Origin of the sequence: Variovorax glacialis (assembly GCF_051216375.1) — a bacterium.
GTDB lineage: Bacteria > Pseudomonadota > Gammaproteobacteria > Burkholderiales > Burkholderiaceae_C > Variovorax.
Genome location: NZ_JBPJZT010000025.1, coordinates 1 through 22,765, shown reverse-complemented (window position 1 = coordinate 22,765; position 22,765 = coordinate 1). Strand labels below are relative to the sequence as shown.

General features: G+C 63.6%; 18 protein-coding genes and 2 tRNA genes. 3 read left to right on the top strand and 17 right to left on the bottom strand.

The window, feature by feature from the left end; translation table 11 throughout:
- Positions 1–93 precede the first annotated feature (93 nt).
- From ACSFBL_RS32765 to ACSFBL_RS32755, 3 genes are read left to right on the top strand one after another with little or no spacing between them, the layout of a single operon-like run.
- On the top strand, positions 94–2,193 hold the full coding sequence (locus ACSFBL_RS32765) for an ATP-dependent helicase (RefSeq protein WP_435519990.1): 2,100 nt from the start codon (positions 94–96) through the stop codon (positions 2,191–2,193).
- Positions 2,190–2,666, top strand: coding sequence for a hypothetical protein (locus ACSFBL_RS32760; RefSeq protein WP_435519989.1), 477 nt, complete (start codon positions 2,190–2,192; stop codon positions 2,664–2,666). Before ACSFBL_RS32765 ends, ACSFBL_RS32760 begins: the two co-directional genes overlap by 4 nt.
- Positions 2,663–3,805, top strand: coding sequence for a phospholipase A (locus ACSFBL_RS32755; protein ID WP_435519988.1), 1,143 nt, complete (start codon positions 2,663–2,665; stop codon positions 3,803–3,805). Before ACSFBL_RS32760 ends, ACSFBL_RS32755 begins: the two co-directional genes overlap by 4 nt.
- Positions 3,806–3,860: 55 nt before the next feature.
- Here ACSFBL_RS32755 and ACSFBL_RS32750 read toward each other — a convergent pair whose 3' ends face one another.
- From ACSFBL_RS32750 to ACSFBL_RS32670, 17 genes are all read right to left on the bottom strand, one after another.
- Positions 3,861–4,154 (bottom strand): DUF1090 family protein, encoded by a 294-nt coding sequence (locus tag ACSFBL_RS32750; RefSeq protein WP_435519987.1) that lies wholly within the window; start codon positions 4,152–4,154, stop codon positions 3,861–3,863.
- A 320-nt stretch (positions 4,155–4,474) separates the two neighbouring features.
- A tRNA-Phe gene (locus tag ACSFBL_RS32745) sits at positions 4,475–4,550 on the bottom strand.
- Between the two features lie 18 nt (positions 4,551–4,568).
- Positions 4,569–5,264 (bottom strand): response regulator, encoded by a 696-nt coding sequence (locus ACSFBL_RS32740; protein WP_435519986.1) that lies wholly within the window; start codon positions 5,262–5,264, stop codon positions 4,569–4,571.
- Between the two features lie 77 nt (positions 5,265–5,341).
- Entirely contained in the window at positions 5,342–7,675 is a 2,334-nt protein-coding gene (locus ACSFBL_RS32735) for a sensor histidine kinase (protein ID WP_435519985.1), read from the bottom strand.
- Positions 7,672–8,247: a DUF4390 domain-containing protein gene (locus ACSFBL_RS32730; protein WP_435520019.1), complete on the bottom strand. Its 576-nt coding sequence runs from the start codon at positions 8,245–8,247 to the stop codon at positions 7,672–7,674. The genes ACSFBL_RS32735 and ACSFBL_RS32730 overlap by 4 nt, the downstream gene beginning before the upstream one ends.
- Before the next feature lie 40 nt (positions 8,248–8,287).
- A complete protein-coding gene (gene rsmB, locus ACSFBL_RS32725; RefSeq protein ID WP_435520018.1) occupies positions 8,288–9,634 on the bottom strand; it encodes a 16S rRNA (cytosine(967)-C(5))-methyltransferase RsmB in 1,347 nt (448 codons plus the stop codon).
- Positions 9,635–9,683: 49 nt separating this feature from the next.
- The gene (locus tag ACSFBL_RS32720; RefSeq protein WP_435519984.1) at positions 9,684–10,265 is read right to left on the bottom strand and encodes a LemA family protein; all 582 of its coding nucleotides are present in this window, start codon (positions 10,263–10,265) and stop codon (positions 9,684–9,686) included.
- 93 nt (positions 10,266–10,358) lie between these two features.
- On the bottom strand, positions 10,359–14,600 hold the full coding sequence (rpoC, locus tag ACSFBL_RS32715; protein WP_435519983.1) for a DNA-directed RNA polymerase subunit beta': 4,242 nt from the start codon (positions 14,598–14,600) through the stop codon (positions 10,359–10,361).
- A gap of 21 nt (positions 14,601–14,621) precedes the next feature.
- A complete protein-coding gene (gene rpoB / locus ACSFBL_RS32710; protein WP_435519982.1) occupies positions 14,622–18,746 on the bottom strand; it encodes a DNA-directed RNA polymerase subunit beta in 4,125 nt (1,374 codons plus the stop codon).
- A gap of 248 nt (positions 18,747–18,994) precedes the next feature.
- Positions 18,995–19,369: a 50S ribosomal protein L7/L12 gene (gene rplL / locus ACSFBL_RS32705; protein ID WP_435519981.1), complete on the bottom strand. Its 375-nt coding sequence runs from the start codon at positions 19,367–19,369 to the stop codon at positions 18,995–18,997.
- A gap of 43 nt (positions 19,370–19,412) precedes the next feature.
- Entirely contained in the window at positions 19,413–19,943 is a 531-nt protein-coding gene (gene rplJ, locus ACSFBL_RS32700) for a 50S ribosomal protein L10 (protein ID WP_435519980.1), read from the bottom strand.
- 282 nt (positions 19,944–20,225) lie between these two features.
- Positions 20,226–20,927: a 50S ribosomal protein L1 gene (gene rplA, locus ACSFBL_RS32695; protein ID WP_435519979.1), complete on the bottom strand. Its 702-nt coding sequence runs from the start codon at positions 20,925–20,927 to the stop codon at positions 20,226–20,228.
- The gene (gene rplK, locus ACSFBL_RS32690) at positions 20,928–21,359 is read right to left on the bottom strand and encodes a 50S ribosomal protein L11 (protein ID WP_028252759.1); all 432 of its coding nucleotides are present in this window, start codon (positions 21,357–21,359) and stop codon (positions 20,928–20,930) included.
- Positions 21,360–21,488: 129 nt separating this feature from the next.
- Positions 21,489–22,085 (bottom strand): transcription termination/antitermination protein NusG, encoded by a 597-nt coding sequence (nusG, locus tag ACSFBL_RS32685; RefSeq protein ID WP_435519978.1) that lies wholly within the window; start codon positions 22,083–22,085, stop codon positions 21,489–21,491.
- Positions 22,085–22,468 (bottom strand): preprotein translocase subunit SecE, encoded by a 384-nt coding sequence (secE, locus tag ACSFBL_RS32680; RefSeq protein WP_435519977.1) that lies wholly within the window; start codon positions 22,466–22,468, stop codon positions 22,085–22,087. The genes nusG and secE overlap by 1 nt, the downstream gene beginning before the upstream one ends.
- A 103-nt stretch (positions 22,469–22,571) precedes the next feature.
- Positions 22,572–22,647: transfer RNA gene (locus tag ACSFBL_RS32675), tRNA-Trp, on the bottom strand.
- An 11-nt stretch (positions 22,648–22,658) separates the two neighbouring features.
- Positions 22,659–22,765: EF-Tu C-terminal domain-related protein (locus ACSFBL_RS32670; protein ID WP_475539795.1), on the bottom strand; the 107-nt coding region annotated here is incomplete at its 5' end.

The window sequence follows — 22,765 nt, the reverse complement described above, 5'->3', positions numbered from 1 at the left end:
TTGTGCTTGGCACGCCTAGCACATCGGCCAGGCCGGGCGCGCGCGACGCGACCCGTATCATTGGCCGCTTTGCGCCCCTCCGTTTCCCCATCCATGTCTTCCGGTCTCAATCTAGCGCAGCAAGAAGCGGTCAACTACATGCACGGACCCTGCCTCGTTCTCGCGGGCGCGGGCTCGGGCAAGACGCGGGTGATCACGCACAAGATTGCGCGCCTGATCCAGGCCGGGCTGGAACCACAGCGCATCGCCGCCATCACCTTCACCAACAAGGCGGCCGCCGAGATGCGCGAGCGCGCCAAGGGGCTGATCGGGCGCGATGCCCGGAAGGTGGTGGTCTGCACCTTCCACGCGCTCGGCGTGCGGATGATGCGCGAGGACGGCGCCGTGCTGGGCCTGAAGCCCGCCTTCAGCATCCTCGACAGCGACGACGTGACGAAGATCCTGAAGGACGCCGGCGGCACCACCGACGCCGCGACCGCCCGCATCTGGCAGTGGACTATCAGCAAGTGGAAGAACATGGGCCTGAACGCCGCGCAGGCCGAGGCGCAGGCGGCGGACGACAACGAACGCATCACCGCCCGCATCATGGGCCGCTATGAAGAGCGGCTCGCCGCCTACCAGAGCGTGGACTTCGACGACCTGATCGGCATGCCGCTCAAGCTGCTGCAGGACTTCGACGAAGTGCGCGCCAAGTGGCAGGCCGCCCTCGGCCACATCCTCGTGGACGAATACCAGGACACCAACGCCACGCAGTACGAAGTGCTCAAGGCGTTGGCGGGGGAACGCGGTCGCTTCACCGCGGTGGGCGACGACGACCAGTCGATCTATGGCTGGCGAGGCGCCACGCTCGACAACCTCCGCAAGCTGCCGATCGACTACCCCAGCCTGAAGGTCATCAAGCTCGAGCAGAACTACCGCAGCACGAGCTCGATCCTGCGCGCGGCCAACAACGTCATCGGCCCCAATCCCAAGCTGTTTCCCAAGACGCTGTTCAGCGAACTCGGCGAAGGCGAGCCCGTACGCATCGTCGATGCCGACAACGAGGCGCACGAAGCCGAGCGCGCGGTCGCCCGCATCCAGAGCCTGCGCGCCGGCGATGCCACCTCGCAGGGGCCGCATTTCAAGGAATTTCGGGACTTCGCGATCCTCTACCGCGCCAATCACCAGGCGCGTGTCTTCGAGCAGGCGCTGCGCAAGGCCCAGATTCCGTACAAGGTCTCCGGCGGCCAGAGCTTCTTCGATCGCGCCGAGATCAAGGACCTGTGCGGCTGGTTCCGGCTCTGGGTCAACAACGACGACGATCCTGCATTCCTGCGCGCAGTGACGACGCCCAAGCGCGGCATCGGGCATACGTCGCTCGCCAGCCTCGGGACTTTCGCGAGCCAGTACAAGCTCAGCCTGTTCGAAGCCCTCTTCAGTTCGTCCCTGCCGAGCGTCATGCCCAAGCGCGCCCTGGAAGGCCTGCATGAGTTCGGCCGCTACATCAACGACCTCGAATACCGGGCCCGCCGCACGATGGGCGCCGAGGATGCGCGCGCATTCCTGGCCGAGTGGCTCAAGGAAATCGACTACGAAAAGCATCTGTACGACGGCGAGGACAGCGAGCAGGCCGCCGCGAGCCGGTGGACCAACGTGCTGGAGTTCTGCGACTGGATGTCGCAGCGCTGCGGCGGGCAGATCGACGACGCCTCGGGCGCCACCGTCGAAAGCGAACGCAAGAGCCTGCTCGAAGTCGCGCAGACCATTTCGCTGCTGTCCACCATCAGCGAGCGGGAGCAGGACCAGAACATGGTCACGCTGTCGACGCTGCACGCTTCCAAGGGCCTGGAGTGGCCACACGTGATGCTCGTCGGCGTGACCGAGGGCTTGCTGCCCTTCAAGCTCGACGACGACGAAGGCCGGCAGGAAAAACTCAGCGAGAACACGCTGGAGCGGCTTCAGGAAGAACGTCGCCTGATGTACGTGGGCATCACGCGCGCGCAGCGCAGCCTGGCCGTGAGCTGGACCAAGCGCCGCAAGAAGGGCCGCGAGATGGTCGCGGCGCAGCCGAGTCGCTTCATCGCCGAAATGGCGCTCGACAAGAAGACGATGAAGGAAGACCCGCGCGAGAAGCTCAAGGCACTGCGCGCGGAATTTGCCAAGAAGGCGCAGGACAACGCTGCGGCTGCCGCGGCGGCCGCATCGGCGCCATGAAATACGCGTGGATGGCCAGCCTGGCCGCTGCCGCCTGCCTCGCTTGGGGCGGCGCCGCAGCCGGTGGCCGGCAAGAGACGCCAGCCGCAGCATGCCCGACGCGCGGCAGCGAGATGCCGCTCGAAGCACTGTTCGGCACGTGGGAGGCGCGCATAGACGGCCAGAAGGGCGTCGCAAAAGTCAGGCTGAACAAGCATCCGGACTACGCAGGGGTGCGCGGAACAATTTCGCGGGGCGGGGACGGTTCGCCCACCGCGGTGGCCCAATTGGCGGGGGACATCGACGACGAAGGCATGCTGAGCCTCGACGAATCGCAGGATGGCCGCGCCATCAGCGGTGTCTGGCTGGGCGAATTGCAGCCGTGGTCGTGCGGCAAGGAGTGGAAGGGCATCTGGCGTGACGCTGCGAGCGACACGACGCATCCCTTCGTGCTGAACAAGATTGGCAGCAGCAACCCGGCAACTGAACGATGAATCAACGCATACATCTTTTCTGCGCTCTTTTCACCGTGATCTGCGCCACCGGCGCGCAGGCCCAGGCCGTCGACAAGCCGCCCAGTCCCCTGGCCGAAGCCCAACTGACATGGCAGACCTGCCAAAGCCTCGCGGGCAGCGCCAACAACGAGGCTCGGCTGGCCTGTTTCGATCGCTGGGCCCAGCAGCAGACCTTGCCCGCCGCGGCGGTGCCGGCAGCGCCACCCGTCCTCGCCGAAACCCTGCCGCCGGTCAATTCCGAGATACCGGCGACGCGCGTGGTCACCATTGCCACGGAGGACGGCTGCCGCGACCGCCAGTACTCGCATCTCTCGCGCTTCTGGGAACTCGAAGCGGGGAGCAGTTGCGGCACCCTCGGCTTCCGTGGCTACCGTCCGCTCAGCGTCGGCATTGGCGTAGCGGCCCGCGATCCCGAGACCGCGATGTCGCCGGCGCCCAACCACAACGGGGTCGACCGGCCCTACCAGGCCCAGGACATGCGCATCGGCCTGTCGCTGCGCACCAAGCTCGCACAGGGAATGCTCACGGGGGACAACCCGGCCAAGAAAGACGGGCTCTGGTTCGCCTACTCGCAGGCGTCGACCTGGCAAGTGTTCAACGAAGATCTCTCGCGGCCCTTCCGCACAACCGATCATGAGCCGGAGCTGATCTACAGCTACCCGACCGACGTCCAATTGCCGGGCGGCTGGCGCATCCGCTACACCGGCCTGGGCCTGGTGCACCAGTCCAACGGCCAGGACCTGCCTTACTCGCGCAGTTGGAACCGGGTCTACCTGATGGGCGGGATGGAACTGGGCGACCAGTTCGTCATCACCGGACGCGTCTGGAAACGCATCTCCGAAAACCCGGCCGATGACGACAACCCCGACATCACCAAGTACCTCGGCAACGCGGATATCCGGGCCGCCTGGCAAGTCGACCGCCTCAACCAGCTTGCCATCTCGGCGCACGGTGGCAAGGGCGCGGTCCGGCTCGAATGGTTCAAGGCGATCGGCGACCCGGTCAAGAGCAATCTGCGCTTCACGGCATCGCTCTTCTACGGCTACGGCGACACGCTGATCGACTACAACCGGAAGCGCACGGTGTTCAACATCGGGCTCGCGCTGGTCGACTTCTAGACGAACTTCCGAACCGGGCGCGCAGCGTCGGCGCTGCCGTCTGCGCGCTGGTCGGTCATTTCTTCTCGGCGAGCAGCTTTCGCAGGTCTTCCTCGGCGCGGTCCAGGTCGATGCGCATCTGAAGAATCACGTTCTTCTGGCGCATGACGCGCGCCTCGTGCGTGTCCTTGGCGGCGATCTCCTCGCATCGCGCCTGCAGGGCATGCAGGTTCTCTTCGATCTGCCGCCTGCGCAGCATCTGCCCCCGGGATCGCGCCGCGCGCATGTCCTTTTCCAGCGCGGCCTGTTGCGCGTAGCAATCGGCCTCGGTCGGTTTCGGCTGAGCGGACGCCGGTGTTGCGAAGAGCATCGCGACCGCAACCGAAGCAATACACAAGTGAATACGCATGGGGCTATACCAAGTCGAGGGAAGCGCCATCTTGCACCAAGAGTCGGCCTTCCAGCCAGTGCGTCGGACGGCGAGCGAGGTTCGCAATGTTCGATCTGCCGCAACGCGTTGGAGTGATATGCCATGCAGAGCGATCCGAATCCTTCGCTCACGATCCGCCGTTTGATCGAGGGCTACCAGGTGTCCCCGGTGCGGTGATCGACGCGGGGGTTTCGCCGTGAACGAAGCGATCCCGCAATGACAAAGCCCCTGAGTCGAGGACGAATCAGGGGCTTGGAATTTGGTGGCCTGGGGCGGAATCGAACCACCGACACGCGGATTTTCAATCCGCTGCTCTACCAACTGAGCTACCGGGCCTTGGTGTGCAGCCTGCGATTATACAGCGCTCCGACGCCCTCTCGAAAGATCGACGCCAAGTTGCTTCAGTTTTCGATAAAGGTGGGTGCGCTCGAGACCGGTCTTTTCGGCCACGCGCGTCATGGAACCGTTCTCCATGGCGAGGTGGAACTCGAAGTAGGCCTTTTCGAAACCATCGCGCGCATCTCGCAGCGGGCGATCCAGGTCGAAGCTCTGCGTGGACTGTGGGCCCAGGTCCGCCGCCGGCAATTGCGGCGCAGCGGGTACCAGTGCGCTGTCGCCCACGGTCGTAACGACGGCGGCGAAGCTGCTCGCGGGTGGCACCACGCTGGCTGCGGCGCGCCTTGCGCTCTCTCGTGCAAGACCCTGCTCCACAGCCTTCAACAGCTTCTGCAAGGTGATCGGCTTCTCGAGGAACGCGAAGGCACCGATGCGCGTGGCATCGACCGCGGTATCGATCGTCGCGTGGCCGCTCATCATGACGACCGGCATGCTCAGAAGGCCGGCTGCGGACCACTCCTTGAGCAGCGTCACGCCATCGGTGTCGGGCATCCAGATGTCGAGTAGGACGAGGTCGGGTCGGGCACGCTGTCGAGCGGCGCGCGCTTCGGCTGCGTTCTCGGCGAGTTCCACGTTGTGGCCTTCGTCATTGAGAATTTCGAAGAGCAGGTCTCGGATGCCCAGCTCGTCGTCGACCACGAGGATGTTTGCCATTGTGCTTAGTTGTGCGCCGTCTGTCTTATAAGGTAATGGTTCGCTTGCCGGTCCGCCGTCTGCGCGCTCAACGTGCTTCAGGTGACGGACGACTTCGAATCTTCGGTGTGAGCGACCGCTCCCTGCGGCTCAGCTGCAAGCGCGAATGATAACGAGACTTGCGCGCCAGCCACAGCCCCATCGGAGACCCGATTGGAAAGTTCGATGCGTGCGCCGTGCTCATCGGCGATTTTCTTGACGACCGCCAACCCGAGTCCGGTGCCCTTGGCCTTGGTGGTGACGTAGGGCTCGAAGGCGCGCTTGAGGATGTGCTCGGCAAAGCCGGGGCCGCTGTCCTGCACCGTGAGGCGTACCCGCCGGCCGGAGTCCGCGAGCCGCGTACGAATGACGACTTCGCCCGGATGGCCCGTGCGATGCGCTGTCGCTTCCGCCGCATCCTGGGCGTTTTGCAACAGGTTGTGAATGACCTGGCGAATCTGCTGCGCATCCGCGCGAATCGGCCTGCAACGTTCGTCCAGTTCGGATCGCAGCACGACGGTGGCGCTGTCCGGCGGATAGAGGTGCAGCACATCGGCGACGAGCGCATTCAAGTCGACGGGCTTCAGCTCGGCCGCGGGCAGGCGTGCGTAGTCGCGGAACTCGTTCACGAGGCGCTTCATGGCATCGACCTGGTCGACGATCGTCTTGACGGACTTGGTCAGGATCGCCTGCTCGGGCTGTGCGACCTTGCCCGAGAGCTTCATCTCCAGCCGCTCGGCCGAGAGCTGGATCGGTGTGAGCGGATTCTTGATCTCGTGTGCAAGGCGCCTCGCGACCTCCCCCCAAGCCTGTGCGCGCTGCGCCGAGACGATTTCCGATATGTCGTCGAAGACGAGAAGCCTGGCCGCATCGGGCAGTTCGGCGCCGCGGGCGACGATGTTGATCGTGTCCTGGTCCATCGCATCGCCTTCGGGGTGAAGTTCGAAGGCGTGCTGCCAATGGTCGAGCCCGTGCTGCATCCGCTCGACCTCGAAGTCGTCGAACTGCTGCTGCACGTTCTGCGCGAACTCGCCAAGCCCCGGCACGTCGGCCAGCCGCTGACTTTCGAAGGCGGCCAGCGGCGCACGCAGTACGCGGGTGGCGCCCGGGTTGGTGGACATGATGACGCCCTGAGTGTCGAGGACGATCACGCCCGAGGTCAGGTTGTCGAGAATGGTCTGCAAGTTGGATCGGGCCGCGTCGAGCTCACCCATGGTCTTTTCGACCGCGCCGCGTGCATCGGACAGCTGCTGGGTCATGACGGCGAAGGATCGCGTGAGGCCGCCCAACTCGTCCTTGCCCTGCAGCACGGCAGTGGGTCGCAGGTCGCCGCCGGCGACCTGCCGCACGCCATCGGCAAGCACCAGCAGCGGTCGCGCCAGCTGGTTGCCGAAAAGCACCGCAAGGAGCACCGCACCAAAGACCGCGAGGAACAGCGTCAATGTCAACGTGCCGATGTACATCCGGCGCAGGCCCTCGCGGGCAAGCGCTCTTTCCTGGTACTCGCGGTTGGCTTCCTGCACGGCGAGCGCGTTCGCGACGACCGCCGGCGGCAGCGGCTGGGTGACCTGCAGGAAGCGCGGCTCGGTATTGAATTCGAAGCCTTGCCGCTGAACCAGCGCCAGCGCACGGACGTTGGCCGGGGGCGGCGCTGCGGCGCCCGGTGCAGGCGTTTCGTCCAGACCTTCGATGTGCGCAACCGCCCGGTCGGCCCGCACCTGCCGAAGCTGCTGCGGCGTGGGTCGCTGGTCCGGATTGAGCTGGAAGCGCGACAGGCCGGCGCCCGCGACGAGTTGGCCATTGCCCGTCCAGAGGACGACATCGGTGGCGCCGAGCTGGTCGCGAATGCGCTCGAGCACAAGACCGGCGCCCGCATCGGACACGTTGGCCAACTGGCCGCTCGCCGACTTGGTCTTGTTCATCAGGTCTTCCGACAGCGAATCCAGCGTGGCACGACCGAGGTTGAGGCCGGCGTCGAGCGCGCCCTCGACCTTGACGTCGAACCAGCTTTCGATCGATCGCGCGACGAACTGATAGGACACGACGTACACCAGCATGCCGGGCACGACACCCACCAGCGCGAAGATCGCGGCCAGCTTGATCAGCAGGCGGCTGCCGAACTTGCCCTGGCGCAGACGCCGCAGGAGCCTGAACGCCACCCAGCCGATGACGAGGATGAGCACCACCGCGACGACGACGTTGATGCCGAAAAGGCGCGCGTAATTCCGCTCGTAGAAGGCCCGGTTGTTGGTGGCCTGCGCGAGGAGGAACATGAGCACGAGACCGATCGCGGTCACCAGCGCCGCGCCGACGCCAATGGCCCAGCGGACCGCACGCGAACGCCGACGCACCGCCTGCGGCGGCCGGGTGCCACCGCGCGATTCGTTGCTCACTTCGCCTTCTCCAGCGGAAGCTTCGCGCTCTTCTCGATGGATATGTTCCAGTCGGACTGGCCGACGGCGCCGATCTGGAAGGGCCTCGGAAGCTGGGAGGTGTCGAGCCTGAAGCGAAAGGTCACGGGATGGGTCGCTTCGTCGCCGATCTCGGTGGCATCGCCGAGGCGCATCCTTCCGACCCTGCGCACGCCGTCGAGAGCGTCGGCCAGGGTGTCGAAGTTCTGGTTCAGCGAGACGCCGAAACCTGCATTGGTGATGGGCACGGGAGATACGTTGAGGCGCCAGCGGCGACTCAATGGCTGGTAGGCGAGTCGCATGTGCCGCGCGGCCTGTGCAACTTTGAGGTCCGTCCAGTACCAGCGTTCCCGGTAGATCTCGGCCTCGGCCACGAAATAGATGGCTATGCCCTTGTCGAGCACCTCCTCGATGGCGGGCGGCAGCTCGAACTGCACCTGCGAGGTGAGATAGACGCCGTCGTCCGCCTGCTCGAGGCGCATCTGCGTGACCGCCGTCGCGTGGGGGTCGGCGGCCGCGGTACCGGGCAGCCATCCCAGCAGTCCGGCGATCATGATCCACGCGGCCAGCCAGGCCGGCGCGCGGCGGCCGGTCCTAGTGCTTCTCAAGCAATGCGTAGAAGAAACCGTCGTGATCACCCAACGGATTGTCCGGGACGCCACGGGCATTCACCCCGCTTTGGGGGAGCAAATGGCCCGGCGAGGGCAGCAAACGGGCATCGGTGTTGTGTGCAAGGAACGCCTCGATCTGGTGCGAGCCTTCCTCCCTGAACACCGAACAGGTGCAATAAAGCAGGCGGCCACCTTGCCGCACAAGGGGCCACAACGCCGCCATCAGCATCGCCTGCTGGAGCGCAAGCTGCTCGATGTCGCTTTCCCTGCGCAACCACCGGACGTCCGGGTGCCGGCGGACGATCCCCGAAGCGGTGCATGGCGCGTCCAGAAGGATGCCGTCGAACAGCACGCCATCCCACCACGCGGCGGGACGCGAGGCGTCGGCAACGATCACCTTGGCGCTCAACCCGAGCCTCGAGAGCGTTTCGTCGATGCGCCGGCTTCGCGCGGCGTCGACTTCCAGGGCCGTGACTTCGATGGCCCCGGGAGCGGCAAATTCGAGGAGGTGCGCCGTTTTGCCGCCAGGCGCCGCACAGGCATCGAGCACCTTCATCGGTGAGGCGTCTTGCGGGCTAAGGCCCTCGAGCAGGAGTGGCGCGGCGAGCTGGGCAGCAGCGTCCTGCACCGAGAACTCGCCGTCGAGGAATCCCGGAAGCTGCTGGACCGGGCGGGCGCGGGTCAATTGCAGCCCGGAGGCGCCCACGGGAATCGCATGCAGGCCACCTGCCTCCAGCGCGCGCTGGAAGGACCCGACGTCTGTCTTCTGCGCGTTGACCCTGAGAGTCATCGGCGCCTGCTGGTTGTCGGCGGTCAGGACACGCTGCCACTCGCGCGGATGGTGTCGCTTGAGCCGCTCGATCCACCAGCGCGGATGATTCCATTGCGCGACGGGCTCGCGTTCCGTCGTCGCGACGAGTTCGTCGCGCTCCCGCAGGAAGCGCCGCAGGCAGGCGTTGACGAAGCTCGCCTGGGCGCGGGTGCCGGGATTGCGCTTGGCGGCCTCCACGGCCTGGTCGACCAGCGTGAAGGGCTCATAGGGGGAACGCCCGGCATCCCAGGCAAGGGCGAGCGCGGTGCAGAGAAGCGCATCGGCCGCCGGCGGCGGCGTGCGCTTGGCCAATTGGCGACGCAGCGCCTCTGCGCGACCAAGCCAGCGCAGCACCTGAAAGCCCAGTGCCTGCACGCCCGGCCGCAGGGTCGGATCGACCGCCTCGAAGGCGACCGATCCAGACACGCCGCTGCGAATCGAGGCGAGCGCCGAAGCGGTGAGCTGCAACTGGCGCCAAAGGGGGGGCGAATCGGGAAGGGAGTCTGAAGGATCTGGCAACTTGAGTCGATGGTAATGGCAGGACGCGGCCCACCGCACCGTGCGGGGCCTAGCGCAGCGGGGCCGCGGGTCGGAGCTGCATGATCCACGCCACCAGCAAGGCCGGAAACTGTGAAATGGCCGCGTTGTAGTGGGCGACTGCCAGATTGAACTGACCGCGTGCAATCTCCGCCGCTGCCGAGGGCTCGGGCCATGCGATGGGGGCCGCACCCTCGGTCGGCTCGTCATGGCCATTCAGCGGGGCGGGCCTGGACAAGGTTCCGTCCGCCTCGAAGCTGATCACGGCATCGGGGTGCATGTGCTGCCATGCCACGACCAGGACATGCGTCGCCGTTCCGAGCGCGGCGATGCCGGCCGGATCGAGCGGTCGCACACGCGTCGCCGCAAGGAGGGTCGCGAGCTGGGTGGCCGCTGCGTTGATCGAGGCACCCGGCTGAAGGCCCGGCGCAGCGGTCTCCTCGGTCTGGCCAAGCCGCGACTGCACGAAATCGAGTTGACGCACCAAAGCAGCGTCAAGGGCTGCATACGCCTGCAATGCGGCCGAGCGCAGCCGGACCAGGCGGTTGTACGCGCCGACGAACCAGAAGAGCGCCAAGGCCCCGGCGACCCAATACGGCAAGGAATCGGGCATCTGGCTCACGGTGGCGTCGGGCAGAAAAAAGCCCCCGATCCGCGGGCGGAAGGGGGGCGTTCGAGACCGGTCATGGCCGGTGATGCTAACCAGTTATTCGGTGGCAGCGCCTTCGCTGGCGTCGACCGTGGTTGCATCGTCGGCGTCGGCGGCGGCGGTGGATCCGGACAGCTCGGCCGCTTCCGCTTCGGCGATCGCGCGCCGCTCGGCTTCGTCCATGGCGTCCTTGACCTTGCGGGCCTGGTGGTACGCCATGCCGGTGCCTGCGGGGATCAGGCGGCCGACGATGACGTTTTCCTTCAGGCCGCGCAGTTCGTCGCGCTTGCCCATGATCGCGGCTTCGGTCAGCACGCGCGTCGTTTCCTGGAACGATGCGGCGCTGATGAAGCTGTCGGTCGAGAGCGATGCCTTCGTGATACCCAGCAGCAGGTTGGTGAACGTCGCGGGAAGCTTGCCGTCGGCGCGCAGGGCGTCGTTGGTGTTGAGCATCTCGCTGCGTTCGACCTGTTCACCGGCGATGTAGTTGGTGTCGCCCGGGTTCTCGACCACGACGCGGCGCAGCATCTGGCGAACGATCACCTCGATGTGCTTGTCGTTGATCTTCACGCCCTGCAAGCGGTACACGTCCTGCACTTCGTCCACGATGTAGCGCGCGAGTTCTTCCGAACCCAGCAGGCGCAGGATGTCCTGCGGGTCCGCCGGGCCGTCGACCACGCTTTCGCCCTTGTTCACCACCTGGCCTTCGTGCACCAGGATGTTCTTTTCCTTCGGCACGAGGTCTTCCCAGACCTTGCCGTCCGGATCGGTGATCTGCAGGCGGATCTTGCCCTTGGTCTCCTTGCCGAACGACACGGTACCGGTCATCTCGGCCAGCATGCCCTTGTCCTTCGGCGAACGCGCCTCGAACAGCTCGGCCACGCGCGGCAGACCGCCGGTGATGTCGCGGGTCTTCTGGCCTTCGACCGGAATACGCGCCAGCACTTCGCCGGGGCCCACGTCCTGACCGTCACGCACCTGCACCAGCGCACCGATCGGGAAGCCGATCGTCACCGAGTGGTCGGTACCGGGGATCTTGACCTCGGCACCGGAGGCGTCGATCAGCTTCACTTGCGGACGCACGACCTTCGCAGCGCCGCGGCGCTTCGGGTCGATCACGACCAGGGTCGACAGGCCGGTCACTTCGTCGACCTGCTTGGCAACCGTGAGGCCTTCCTCGACGTTCTCGAACTTCGTCAGACCGGCGAACTCCGTGATGATCGGGCGCGTCAGCGGATCCCAGTTGGCCAGCACGTGGCCCGCCTTGATCTGCTGGTCGGCCTTGACCGCCAGGATGGCGCCATACGGCACCTTGTGGCGCTCGCGCTCACGGCCGTGCTCGTCATGAATGACGATCTCGCCCGAACGCGCGATCACGACCAGCTCGTTCTTGCTGTTGGTCACGTAGCGCATCGTGGCGTTGAAGCCGATCACGCCGTTGGACTTGGCTTCGACGCTCGAGGCGACTGCCGCACGCGATGCCGCACCACCGATGTGGAAGGTACGCATCGTGAGCTGCGTGCCAGGCTCGCCGATCGACTGCGCCGCGATCACACCGACCGCTTCGCCGTTGTTGACCAGCCCGCCGCGGCCGAGGTCGCGGCCATAGCACTTGGCGCAGAGGCCGAAGCGGGTCGCGCAGGTCAGTGCCGTGCGAACCTTGACTTCGTCGACGCCTTCAGCTTCGAGCGCTTCGATCACGTCTTCGTCGAGCATGTCGCCCGCCTTGGCCAGCACTGCACGCGTTTCCGGATGCAGGATGTCCTCGGCCGCGGTACGGCCCAGGATGCGCTCGCGCAGCGATTCGATCACTTCACCGCCTTCGACGATCGCGCGCATCACTGCGCCGTCCTGCGTACCGCAGTCCTGCTCGATCACGACCAGATCCTGCGTCACGTCGACCAGACGACGTGTCAGGTAACCGGAGTTGGCGGTCTTCAGTGCCGTGTCAGCCAGACCCTTTCGGGCACCGTGGGTGGAGATGAAGTACTCCAGCACGTTCAGGCCTTCGCGGAAGTTCGCCGTGATGGGCGTCTCGATGATCGAGCCGTCAGGCTTGGCCATCAGACCCCGCATGCCGGCGACCTGGCGAATCTGCGCAGCGGAGCCGCGCGCGCCGGAGTCGGCCATCATGTAGATGGAGTTGAAGGATTCCTGCTCGACTTCCTTGCCGTGGCGATCGGTGGCCCTCTCCTTGGAGAGCTTGGCCATCATGACCTTCGACACTTCGTCGCCGGCCTTGCCCCAGATGTCGACCACCTTGTTGTAGCGTTCGCCGGAGGTGACGAGACCCGAGACGTACTGCTGCTCGATCTCTTTCACTTCCTTCGCGGAACGCTCGATGATGCCGTGCTTCTCGGCCGGCACCAGCATGTCGTCGATCGCGATGGAGATACCGGCCTTGGTTGCCAGACGGAAGCCGTTCTGCAGCAGCTTGTCGGCGAAAACAACCGTTTCCTTCAGGCCGCACTTGCGGAACGAGACGTTGATGAGCTTGGAGATTTCCTTCTTCTTCAACGCCTTGTTGATGTTCGAGAACGGCAGGCCCTTCGGCAGGATCTCGGACAGCAGCGCACGACCCACGGTCGTGTCCACCAGCGAGGTCGACGGGATGAATTCGCCCGTTTCCTTGTCCTTGGTGTACTCGGTGATACGAACGGCCACCTTGGCGGTGAGTTCGACCACATTGGCGTCGAGCGCGCGCTGGACTTCACCGATGTCGGAGAAGACCAGGCCTTCGCCCTTGCCGTTGATGCGGTCGCGGGTCGTGTAGTACAGACCCAGCACCACGTCTTGCGACGGCACGATTGAGGGCTCGCCGTTGGCCGGGAACAGCACGTTGTTGGACGCCAGCATCAGCGTGCGGGCTTCCATCTGCGCTTCCACCGACAGCGGCACGTGGACGGCCATCTGGTCGCCGTCGAAGTCGGCGTTGAAAGCCGCGCAAACCAGCGGGTGCAGTTGAATCGCCTTGCCTTCGATCAGGATGGGTTCGAAGGCCTGGATGCCCAGTCGGTGCAGCGTCGGTGCGCGGTTCAGCATCACCGGGTGTTCCTTGATGACTTCCTCAAGGATGTCCCAGACCACCGGCGTGCCGGATTCAACTTCCTTCTTCGCCGCCTTGATGGTGGTGGCGATGCCCATGGCTTCGAGCCGCGAGAAGATGAAGGGCTTGAACAGCTCGAGCGCCATCAGCTTCGGCAGGCCGCACTGGTGCAGCTTGAGCGTCGGGCCCACCACGATGACCGAACGGCCTGAGTAGTCGACGCGCTTGCCCAGCAAGTTCTGGCGGAAGCGACCGCTCTTGCCCTTGATCATGTCAGCCAGCGACTTCAGCGCACGCTTGTTGGCGCCCGTCATGGCCTTGCCGCGACGGCCGTTGTCCAGCAGCGAATCGACCGCTTCCTGGAGCATCCGCTTTTCATTGCGCGCGATGATTTCCGGCGCCTTCAGTTCGAGCAGGCGACGCAGGCGGCTGTTGCGGTTGATGACGCGGCGATACAGGTCGTTCAGGTCAGAGGTCGCGAAACGACCGCCGTCCAGCGGCACCAGCGGACGCAGGTCCGGCGGCAGCACGGGCAGCACTTCAAGCACCATCCAGTTGGGCTTGATGCCGGACTTGCGGAAGGCTTCCAGCACCTTGAGGCGCTTCGAGTTCTTCTTGACCTTGACTTCGGAGCCGGTCAGGTCGCCGCGCAGCTTTTCGATCTCGCTGTCGAGCTCGATGCCTTCCAGCAGGTCCTTGATGCCTTCGGCGCCCATCTTGGCAACGAACTCGTCGCCGTATTCCTTGCGCTTCGCGTCGTAGTCGTCCTCGGACATGATGCCGAACTTCTTCAGCGGGGTCATGCCCGGATCGGTGATCACGTAGGCTTCGAAGTACAGCACGCGTTCGATGTCGCGCAGTGTCATGTCGAGCACGAGGCCCAGGCGCGACGGCAGCGACTTCAGGAACCAGATGTGGGCGCAAGGCGCGGCCAGGTCGATGTGACCCATGCGCTCGCGACGCACCTTCGTCTGCGTGACTTCAACGCCGCACTTCTCGCAGATCACGCCGCGGTGCTTCAGGCGCTTGTACTTGCCGCACAGGCACTCGTAGTCCTTGATCGGGCCAAAGATCTTGGCGCAGAACAGGCCATCGCGCTCGGGCTTGAAGGTCCGGTAGTTGATGGTCTCGGGCTTCTTCACTTCGCCGAAAGACCACGAACGGATCTTCTCGGGCGAAGCCATGCCGATGCGGATGGCATCGAAATGCTCATCGGGTGTGAATTGCTTGAACAGGTCGAGTAGCGATTTCATAAGACTCTTTCCCTTTTCAAATTAAGAACGCTCGAGCTCGATGTCGAGCCCCAGCGAACGAATTTCCTTGACCAGCACGTTGAACGACTCCGGCATGCCGGCTTCGATCGAGTGTTCGCCCTTGACGATGCTTTCGTACACCTTGGTACGGCCTTGCACGTCGTCGGACTTCACCGTGAGCATTTCCTGGAGGACATAGGCAGCACCGTAGGCTTCGAGCGCCCACACTTCCATTTCCCCGAAACGCTGACCACCGAACTGCGCCTTGCCGCCCAGCGGCTGCTGCGTGACGAGCGAGTACGGGCCGGTCGAACGGGCGTGCATCTTGTCGTCCACCAAGTGGTGCAGCTTCAGGAAGTGCATGTAGCCGACAGTCACCGGACGCTCGAACTGGTCGCCAGTACGGCCGTCGTACAGGTACGCCTGCGTACGCGACTCGGTCAGTCCCTTGAGCTTGGCGATCTCGTCCGGGTAGGCGAGCTTCAGCATGCCGCGGATTTCCTCTTCCGAGGCACCGTCGAACACCGGCGTCGCGAAAGGCACGCCCTGCGACAGGTTCTCCGCCATCTCGAGCACATCGGTATCGCTCAGCTTGCTCAAGTCTTCCTTGCGGCCCGACCCGTTGTAGAGCTCGTCCAGGAACTTGCGCAGTTCGGCCACCTTGGCTTCGGCTTGCAGCATGTCACCGATGCGCTGGCCGACGCCCTTGCCGGCCCAGCCCAGATGCACTTCGAGCACCTGACCCACGTTCATCCGCGACGGCACGCCCAGCGGGTTCAGGCAGATGTCGCACGGCGTGCCGTCGGCCATGTGGGGCATGTCTTCGACCGGAACGATCTTCGACACCACACCCTTGTTGCCGTGACGGCCGGCCATCTTGTCGCCAGGCTGCAGGCGACGCTTGACGGCCAGGTAGACCTTGACCATCTTCAGCACGCCCGCAGGCAACTCGTCGCCTTGCGTGAGCTTCTTGCGCTTTTCCTCGAAGGCGAGGTCGAAGCTGTGGCGTGTCTGCTCAAGCGAGTTCTTGATCGACTCGAGTTGTGCCGCAACTTCGTCTTCCGCCGGACGGATGTCGAACCAGTGGAATTTCTCGATCGACGACAGATAGGCCTTGTCGAGCTTGGTGCCCTTGGCCAGCTTGTTCGGGCCGCCGTTGGCCACCTTGCCGGTCAGGAGCTTCTCGATCCGGTCGAACGCGTCGGCTTCGACGATGCGAAGCTGATCGTTCAGGTCAAGGCGGAAGCGCTTCAGTTCGTCATCGATGATCTGCTGGGCGCGCTTGTCGCGCGTGATGCCTTCCCGGGTGAACACCTGCACGTCGATGACGGTGCCTTGCGAGCCCTGGTCCACGCGCAGCGAGGTGTCCTTCACGTCGGAAGCCTTCTCGCCGAAGATCGCACGCAGCAGCTTTTCCTCAGGCGTCAGCGTGGTCTCGCCCTTCGGCGTGACCTTGCCCACCAGCGTGTCGCCGGGCTGCACTTCGGCGCCGACGTAGATGATCCCGGATTCATCCAGGCGATTGAGCTGCTGCTCGGCCAGGTTCGGGATGTCGCGCGTGATTTCCTCGGCACCCAGCTTGGTGTCGCGAGCCATCACCACCAGTTCCTCGATGTGGATCGAGGTGTAGCGGTCTTCGGCCACCACGCGTTCACTGATCAGGATCGAGTCTTCGAAGTTGTAGCCGTTCCAGGGCATGAACGCGATCAGCATGTTCTGGCCGAGCGCGAGCTCGCCCAAGTCGGTCGACGCGCCATCGGCCACCACGTCGCCCTTGGCGATCTTGTCGCCGCGCTTGACGATCGGACGCTGATGGATGTTCGTGTTCTGGTTCGAACGCTGATACTTGATCAGGTTGTAGATGTCTACGCCGACTTCACCGGCTGCCGCTTCGGCGTCGTTCACGCGGACCACGATGCGGGTCGCATCGACGTAGTCCACGATACCGCCGCGGGTTGCAGTCACCACGGTGCCCGAGTCGACCGCGGAGACGCGCTCGATGCCGGTACCGACGAACGGCTTCTCCGGACGCAGGACAGGCACGGCCTGGCGCTGCATATTGGCGCCCATCAGCGCGCGGTTCGCATCGTCGTGTTCCAGGAAGGGCACGAGCGAGGCAGCCACCGAGACAATCTGCGCGGGGGACACATCCATGTACTGCACGCGTTCGGCGCTCACCAGGATCGATTCGCCGGTTTCGCGAGCGGAAACCAGGTCGCCGGTCAGCTTGCCGTCCTTGTCCAGCGCTGCGTTGGCCTGAGCGATGACGTATTTGCCTTCCTCGATGGCCGAGAGGTAATCGATATCCATCGTGACCTTGCCGTCCACCACGCGACGGTACGGGGTCTCGATGAAGCCGTATTCATTCAGGCGGGCATACAGCGCCAGCGAGTTGATCAGGCCGATGTTCGGGCCTTCAGGCGTTTCGATCGGGCACACGCGACCGTAGTGGGTCACGTGCACGTCGCGGACTTCGAAGCCTGCGCGCTCGCGGGTCAGACCGCCCGGGCCAAGGGCCGAAACGCGACGCTTGTGCGTGATCTCGGACAGCGGATTGGTCTGGTCCATGAACTGGGACAACTGCGAGGCACCGAAGAATTCCTTCAGCGCAGCCGAGATCGGCTTGCTGTTGATCAGGTCGTGGGGCATCAGCGGCTCTTGCTCCGCTTGGCCCAGACGCTCCTTCACGGCCTTTTCAATCCGCGCGAGACCGGTGCGGTACTGGTTCTCGGCGAGTTCGCCAACGCAACGCACGCGACGGTTGCCCAGGTGATCGATGTCATCGACTTCGCCGCGACCGTTGCGCAGGTCGACGAGGATCTTGACGACAGCGAGGATGTCCTCGTTGGTCAGCACCATCGGGCCGGTCGATTCGTCGCGGCCGACCTTGGCGTTGAACTTCATGCGTCCGACGCGCGACAGGTCGTAGGTATCTGGGTTGTAGAACAGGCGCTGGAACAGAGCCTGCACCGCATCTTCCGTCGGTGGTTCCCCGGGGCGCATCATGCGATAGATGGCAACGCGCGCGGCGAATTCATCCACCGTTTCGTCGATTCGCAGCGTTTGCGAAATGTAGGCGCCCTGGTCGAGTTCGTTGGTGTAGATCGCCTGGACGTCCTGCACGCCGGCGGCGCGCAGCTTCTTCAGCAGCGCTTCGGTCAACTCGTCGTTGGCCTTTGCCAGGATTTCGCCCGAGTCGGGGTCGACGATGTTGCGGGCGATGACACGGCCGACCAGGAAGTCTTCCGGCACGCTGATATGCGTCGTGCCCGACTGCTCGAGTTCGCGCGTGTGGCGCGCGGTGACGCGCTTGTCCTTGGCAACCACGACCTTGCCGGACTTGTCGGTGATATCGAAACGCGCAACTTCACCACGCAGGCGCTCGGAGACAAACTCCATCTGCGCGCCGCTGTCCATCAGGCGGAAGTTGTCGTTCACGAAGAAGTTCGCCAGGATCGATTCCGGGTTCAGGCCGATGGCCTTCAGCAGGATCGTGACCGGCATCTTGCGGCGACGGTCGACGCGGAAGTACAGCATGTCCTTCGGGTCGAACTCGAAGTCGAGCCACGAACCGCGGTAAGGAATCACGCGCGCCGAGAACAGCAACTTGCCCGAGCTGTGCGTCTTGCCCTTGTCGTGCTCGAAGAACACGCCCGGCGAACGATGCAACTGCGACACGATGACGCGCTCGGTGCCATTGATGATGAACGAGCCTTTTTCAGTCATGAGCGGAACTTCGCCCATGTAGACCTCTTGCTCCTTCACTTCCTTGACCACCTTCGACTGCGAAGTCGATGATTCGCGGTCATAGATGATCAGTTGGACCTTCGCGCGAACGGCCGAGGCGAAAGTCAGGCCGCGGGTCTGGCATTCCCTGACATCAAAGGCAGGTTTCGCGAGGTTGTACTCGAGGAATTTCATCTCCACAAAACCGTTGTGCGAGACGATCGGGAACGCCGCGTCAAACGCTGCCTGAAGACCTTCCACGGTCCGTTTCTGGGGAGGGACACCGGCTTGCAGGAAAGCGGTGTATGCGTCCTTCTGCATTTGCAGGAGGTAGGGAATTTCGACGACGCTATCGCGATTGCCGAAGTTCTTTCGGATGCGCTTGCGTTCGGTGTAACTGTACGTGGACGTTTGGGCCATGAGAGCTCCGGAGCTTGAGATCTTCAGCGACTTGTCAGCGGCGCTTTCGCGCCTCTGCTTGGCGGCTGGCCACTACCAGCCGATGGCGGACAGTGATGCGTTGCACATCACCCGAACCAAGGGGTCTTCTGCAGTCGGGGTCAGAAGACACTCAAAAATCGCTGAAAACGGCGGCTTTTGGGTGCGCTCTGAAAGCGGCAAAGGCTGGAGGGCCTTGCGGCACACTCCAGCCCTCCGGTGGGACCGAATTACTTCAGTTCCACCTTGGCGCCAGCATCTTCCAGCTTCTTCTTGGCGGCTTCGGCGTCTGCCTTCGGCAGGCCTTCCTTGACGGCCTTGGGAGCGGCTTCCACCAGATCCTTGGCTTCCTTGAGGCCCAGGCCGGTGATTTCGCGCACGGCCTTGATCGCCGACACCTTGTTCGCGCCTGCGTCGAGCAGAACAACGTTGAACTCGGTCTTTTCTTCGGCGGCCGGGGCGGCAGCGCCACCGCCAGCAGCGGGAGCGGCCATTGCAGCGGCGCTCACGCCGAACTTCTCTTCGATGGCTTTCACCAGGTCGTTGAGTTCCAGGACCGTCATGCTGTCGAGCGCGGTCAGAAATGCGTCTTTATCGAATGCCATTTTGATTTCCTAACAATTGGGTTGAATATTTCGAACGCAAGGCCTAAGCAGCTTGCGCTTCAGCCGGAGCTTCGGCCGGTGCATCGCCACCACCACGCTTCTCTGCCAGCGCGGCCAGAACACGGGCCGTGCGCGAGATCGGGGATTGCATCAAGCCCAGCAGTTGCGCCAGCAGCACTTCCTTCGAAGGGATGTTGGCCAATTGCTTTACGCCTTCGACGTCCAGGGCCTTGCCACCGAATGCGCCACCGCGAATCACCAACTTGTCGTTGGTCTTCGCGAAATCGGCCACCACCTTCGCGGCGGCCACAGCGTCTTCGGAGAAGCCATAGATCAGCGGACCGGTCATCTGGTCACCAACAATCTCAAAAGCGCTACCCGCGACAGCACGGCGTGCCAGCGTGTTCTTCAACACGCTGAGGCTCACGCCTTTGCTGCGCGCATCGTTGCGCAGTTTGGTCATATCGGCCACCGTGATGCCACGGTATTCCGCCATCACGAGCGTTTGAGCTTTTGCGGCGAGGCTGGTCACATCACTGATGACCGCTTCTTTCTCACTGCGATTCAGACTCAAGGTCTACTCCTTTTAATGCGCCCTTCAGCTTGAGCCTCCGAGCGCGCTTCATGCAGCGACCAACTGTTTCGGAAACAAATTCCTCTGCAGCGGGATCGCCATCTGCGCTGGCTGCCTCACGAAATGCGAAGCGATTAAGTGCAGCACGCACCGCACACCAGCGGTCTTGGATGGCCCGAGGCCGCTCGTCGCAGCCTCGACCCACCACATCGCCCCGCTGACGCTTTACCGACAAGGGGGCAAATTCTCAGGGCCTCGCATCCGCGAGGACCTTCCATACACTCAGCCCTGCTGAGCGATGGTTTGCGTGTCCACGCGGACGCCCAAACCCATCGTCGACGACACGGCAACCTTGCGCAGATACACACCCTTGCTGGTCGCCGGCTTGGCCTTGACCAGGGCTTCGATCAGCGCAGCGAGGTTGCCCTGCAGCTTTTCGTTGTCGAACGAACGGCGACCGATCGTGCCGTGCACGATGCCCGCCTTGTCGACGCGGAATTGCACCTGGCCAGCCTTCGCATTCTTGACGGCGGTAGCGACATCGGGCGTCACGGTGCCGACCTTCGGGTTGGGCATCAAACCGCGCGGGCCGAGGATCTGACCGAGCGTACCGACGACGCGCATTGCATCCGGTGCGGCAATCACGACATCGAAAGGCATGTCGCCAGCCTTCACCATCGCAGCCAGATCGTCCATGCCGACGATATCGGCACCGGCTGCCTTGGCTTCTTCGGCCTTGACCCCTTGTGCGAACACCGCGACGCGCTTGGTCTTACCTGTGCCGTTGGGCAACACGACGGCGCCGCGCACCACCTGGTCAGACTTCTTCGCATCGATACCGAGCTGAACAGCCACGTCGATCGACTCGTCGAACTTCGCAGTCGCGGCTTCCTTGATGATGCCGATGGCGTCGGCAAACGCGTACAGCTTGTTGCTGTCAACCTTGCCTGCAAGCGCCTTTTGCTTCTTGGTGATCTTGGCCATTTACACGCCCTCCACATTCACGCCCATCGAGCGGGCAGAACCGGCAATAGTGCGAACCGCGGCGTCCAGATCGGCGGCCGTCAGGTCCTTCATCTTGGTCTTTGCGATCTCTTCCAACTGAGCGCGCGTGATCTTGCCCACCTTGTCCGTATGCGGCCGAGCAGAACCCTTTTCGAGCTTGATGGCCTTCTTGATCAAGGTGATCGCTGGAGGCGTCTTGATGATGAAGGTGAAGCTCTTGTCGGCGAACGCGGTGATCACCACCGGCAGCGGCAGACCGGGCTCGACGCCTTGAGTCTGCGCGTTGAACGCCTTGCAGAATTCCATGATGTTCAAACCGCGTTGGCCCAGTGCGGGACCGATCGGCGGTGACGGGTTGGCCTTACCAGCTGGTACTTGCAGCTTGATGAAGCCGACGATTTTTTTCGCCATGCTTTGCTCCTTGCGGGTGATGACGCCTCGGCCTCAGCCTTGGCTCCCCGGGGTTAAACGACTCTTCGATCTAGGCCGCGCGCCGAGTCGGACAACGCGCAGCCGGAATTGGTTCCAATTCGCTGAGACTCAGGTCTTTTCGACTTGACTGAATTCGAGCTCAACAGGCGTGGCACGTCCAAAAATCATGACCGACACACGCACTTTGCTCTTTTCATAGTTCACTTCTTCAACGGTGCCATTGAAGTCGGTGAACGGACCTTCCTTGACGCGCACGAATTCGCCGGCGACGAACTCCACCTTGTGCCGCGGCTTCTCGGTGCCTTGCTGCATCTGGCTGACAATATCTTCAACTTCCTTCTGGGAAATTGGCGCAGGTCGGTTTTTTGCACCACCAACGAACCCGGTCACCTTGTTTGTGTGCTTCACAAGGTGCCAGCTTTCGTCGTCCATGATCATCTCGACGAGGACATAGCCGGGGAAGAAACGACGCTCGGTCGTCCGCTTCTGGCCATTCTTGATCTCGACCACCTCTTCGGTCGGCACCAGGATGCGGCCAAACTTGTCCTGCATGCCGGCCCGGGCGATGCGCTCGGTGATGTTGCGCTCCACGGCCTTTTCCATGCCGGAGTACGCGTGCACGACGTACCAGCGAAGATCCGGATGTGCGGGCGCGGCAAGCACTGAAGTGCTCTCCGGTGTGGCTTCGACAGCTTCATCAGTCATTATTTTCTCCAGCCCAGAATGAGGTCGAAAAACACCCATTCGAGCGTCTTGTCGGTGAGCCAAAGGAAGATCGACATGATCGCAACGAAGGCAAACACGTAGGCCGTCATTTGGATCGCTTCCTTGCGGGTAGGCCATACGACCTTTTTGACTTCCCGCCAAGAGTCACGACCAAAAGCCCACAACTGCCGACCGCTTTCCGAACTCGCGAAAGAGCCTACCGCGGCAGCAAGACCAACCAACAACGCCGCCCACTGCACGATTGCCCCTTGGCGAGCGAGCAAATAGAACGCAACAATGGCGCCAACCGCCAGCACGGCGGCAACGGCCAGCTTGGCCTTGTCCGCACTGGTGCTCACGGTTTCAATTTGAGAAGTGGCCATCTTGGGCTTTGTTCCTGAGGCCTTGAGGCCTTCAATTCAATACTTCGCTGGAGACGCCAAAGCCCGTCAGGACATGACGGGCTTGCTTTGGGGCCACCTTAGGTGGCAGGGGCAGTAGGAATCGAACCTACAACCTTCGGTTTTGGAGACCGGCGCTCTGCCAATTGAGCTATACCCCTATGCGATCCAATCAGATGTCGAGGATCTTCGCCACGACGCCCGAGCCCACGGTACGGCCGCCTTCGCGGATGGCGAAGCGCAGGCCTTCTTCCATCGCGATCGGGTTGATCAGCTTCA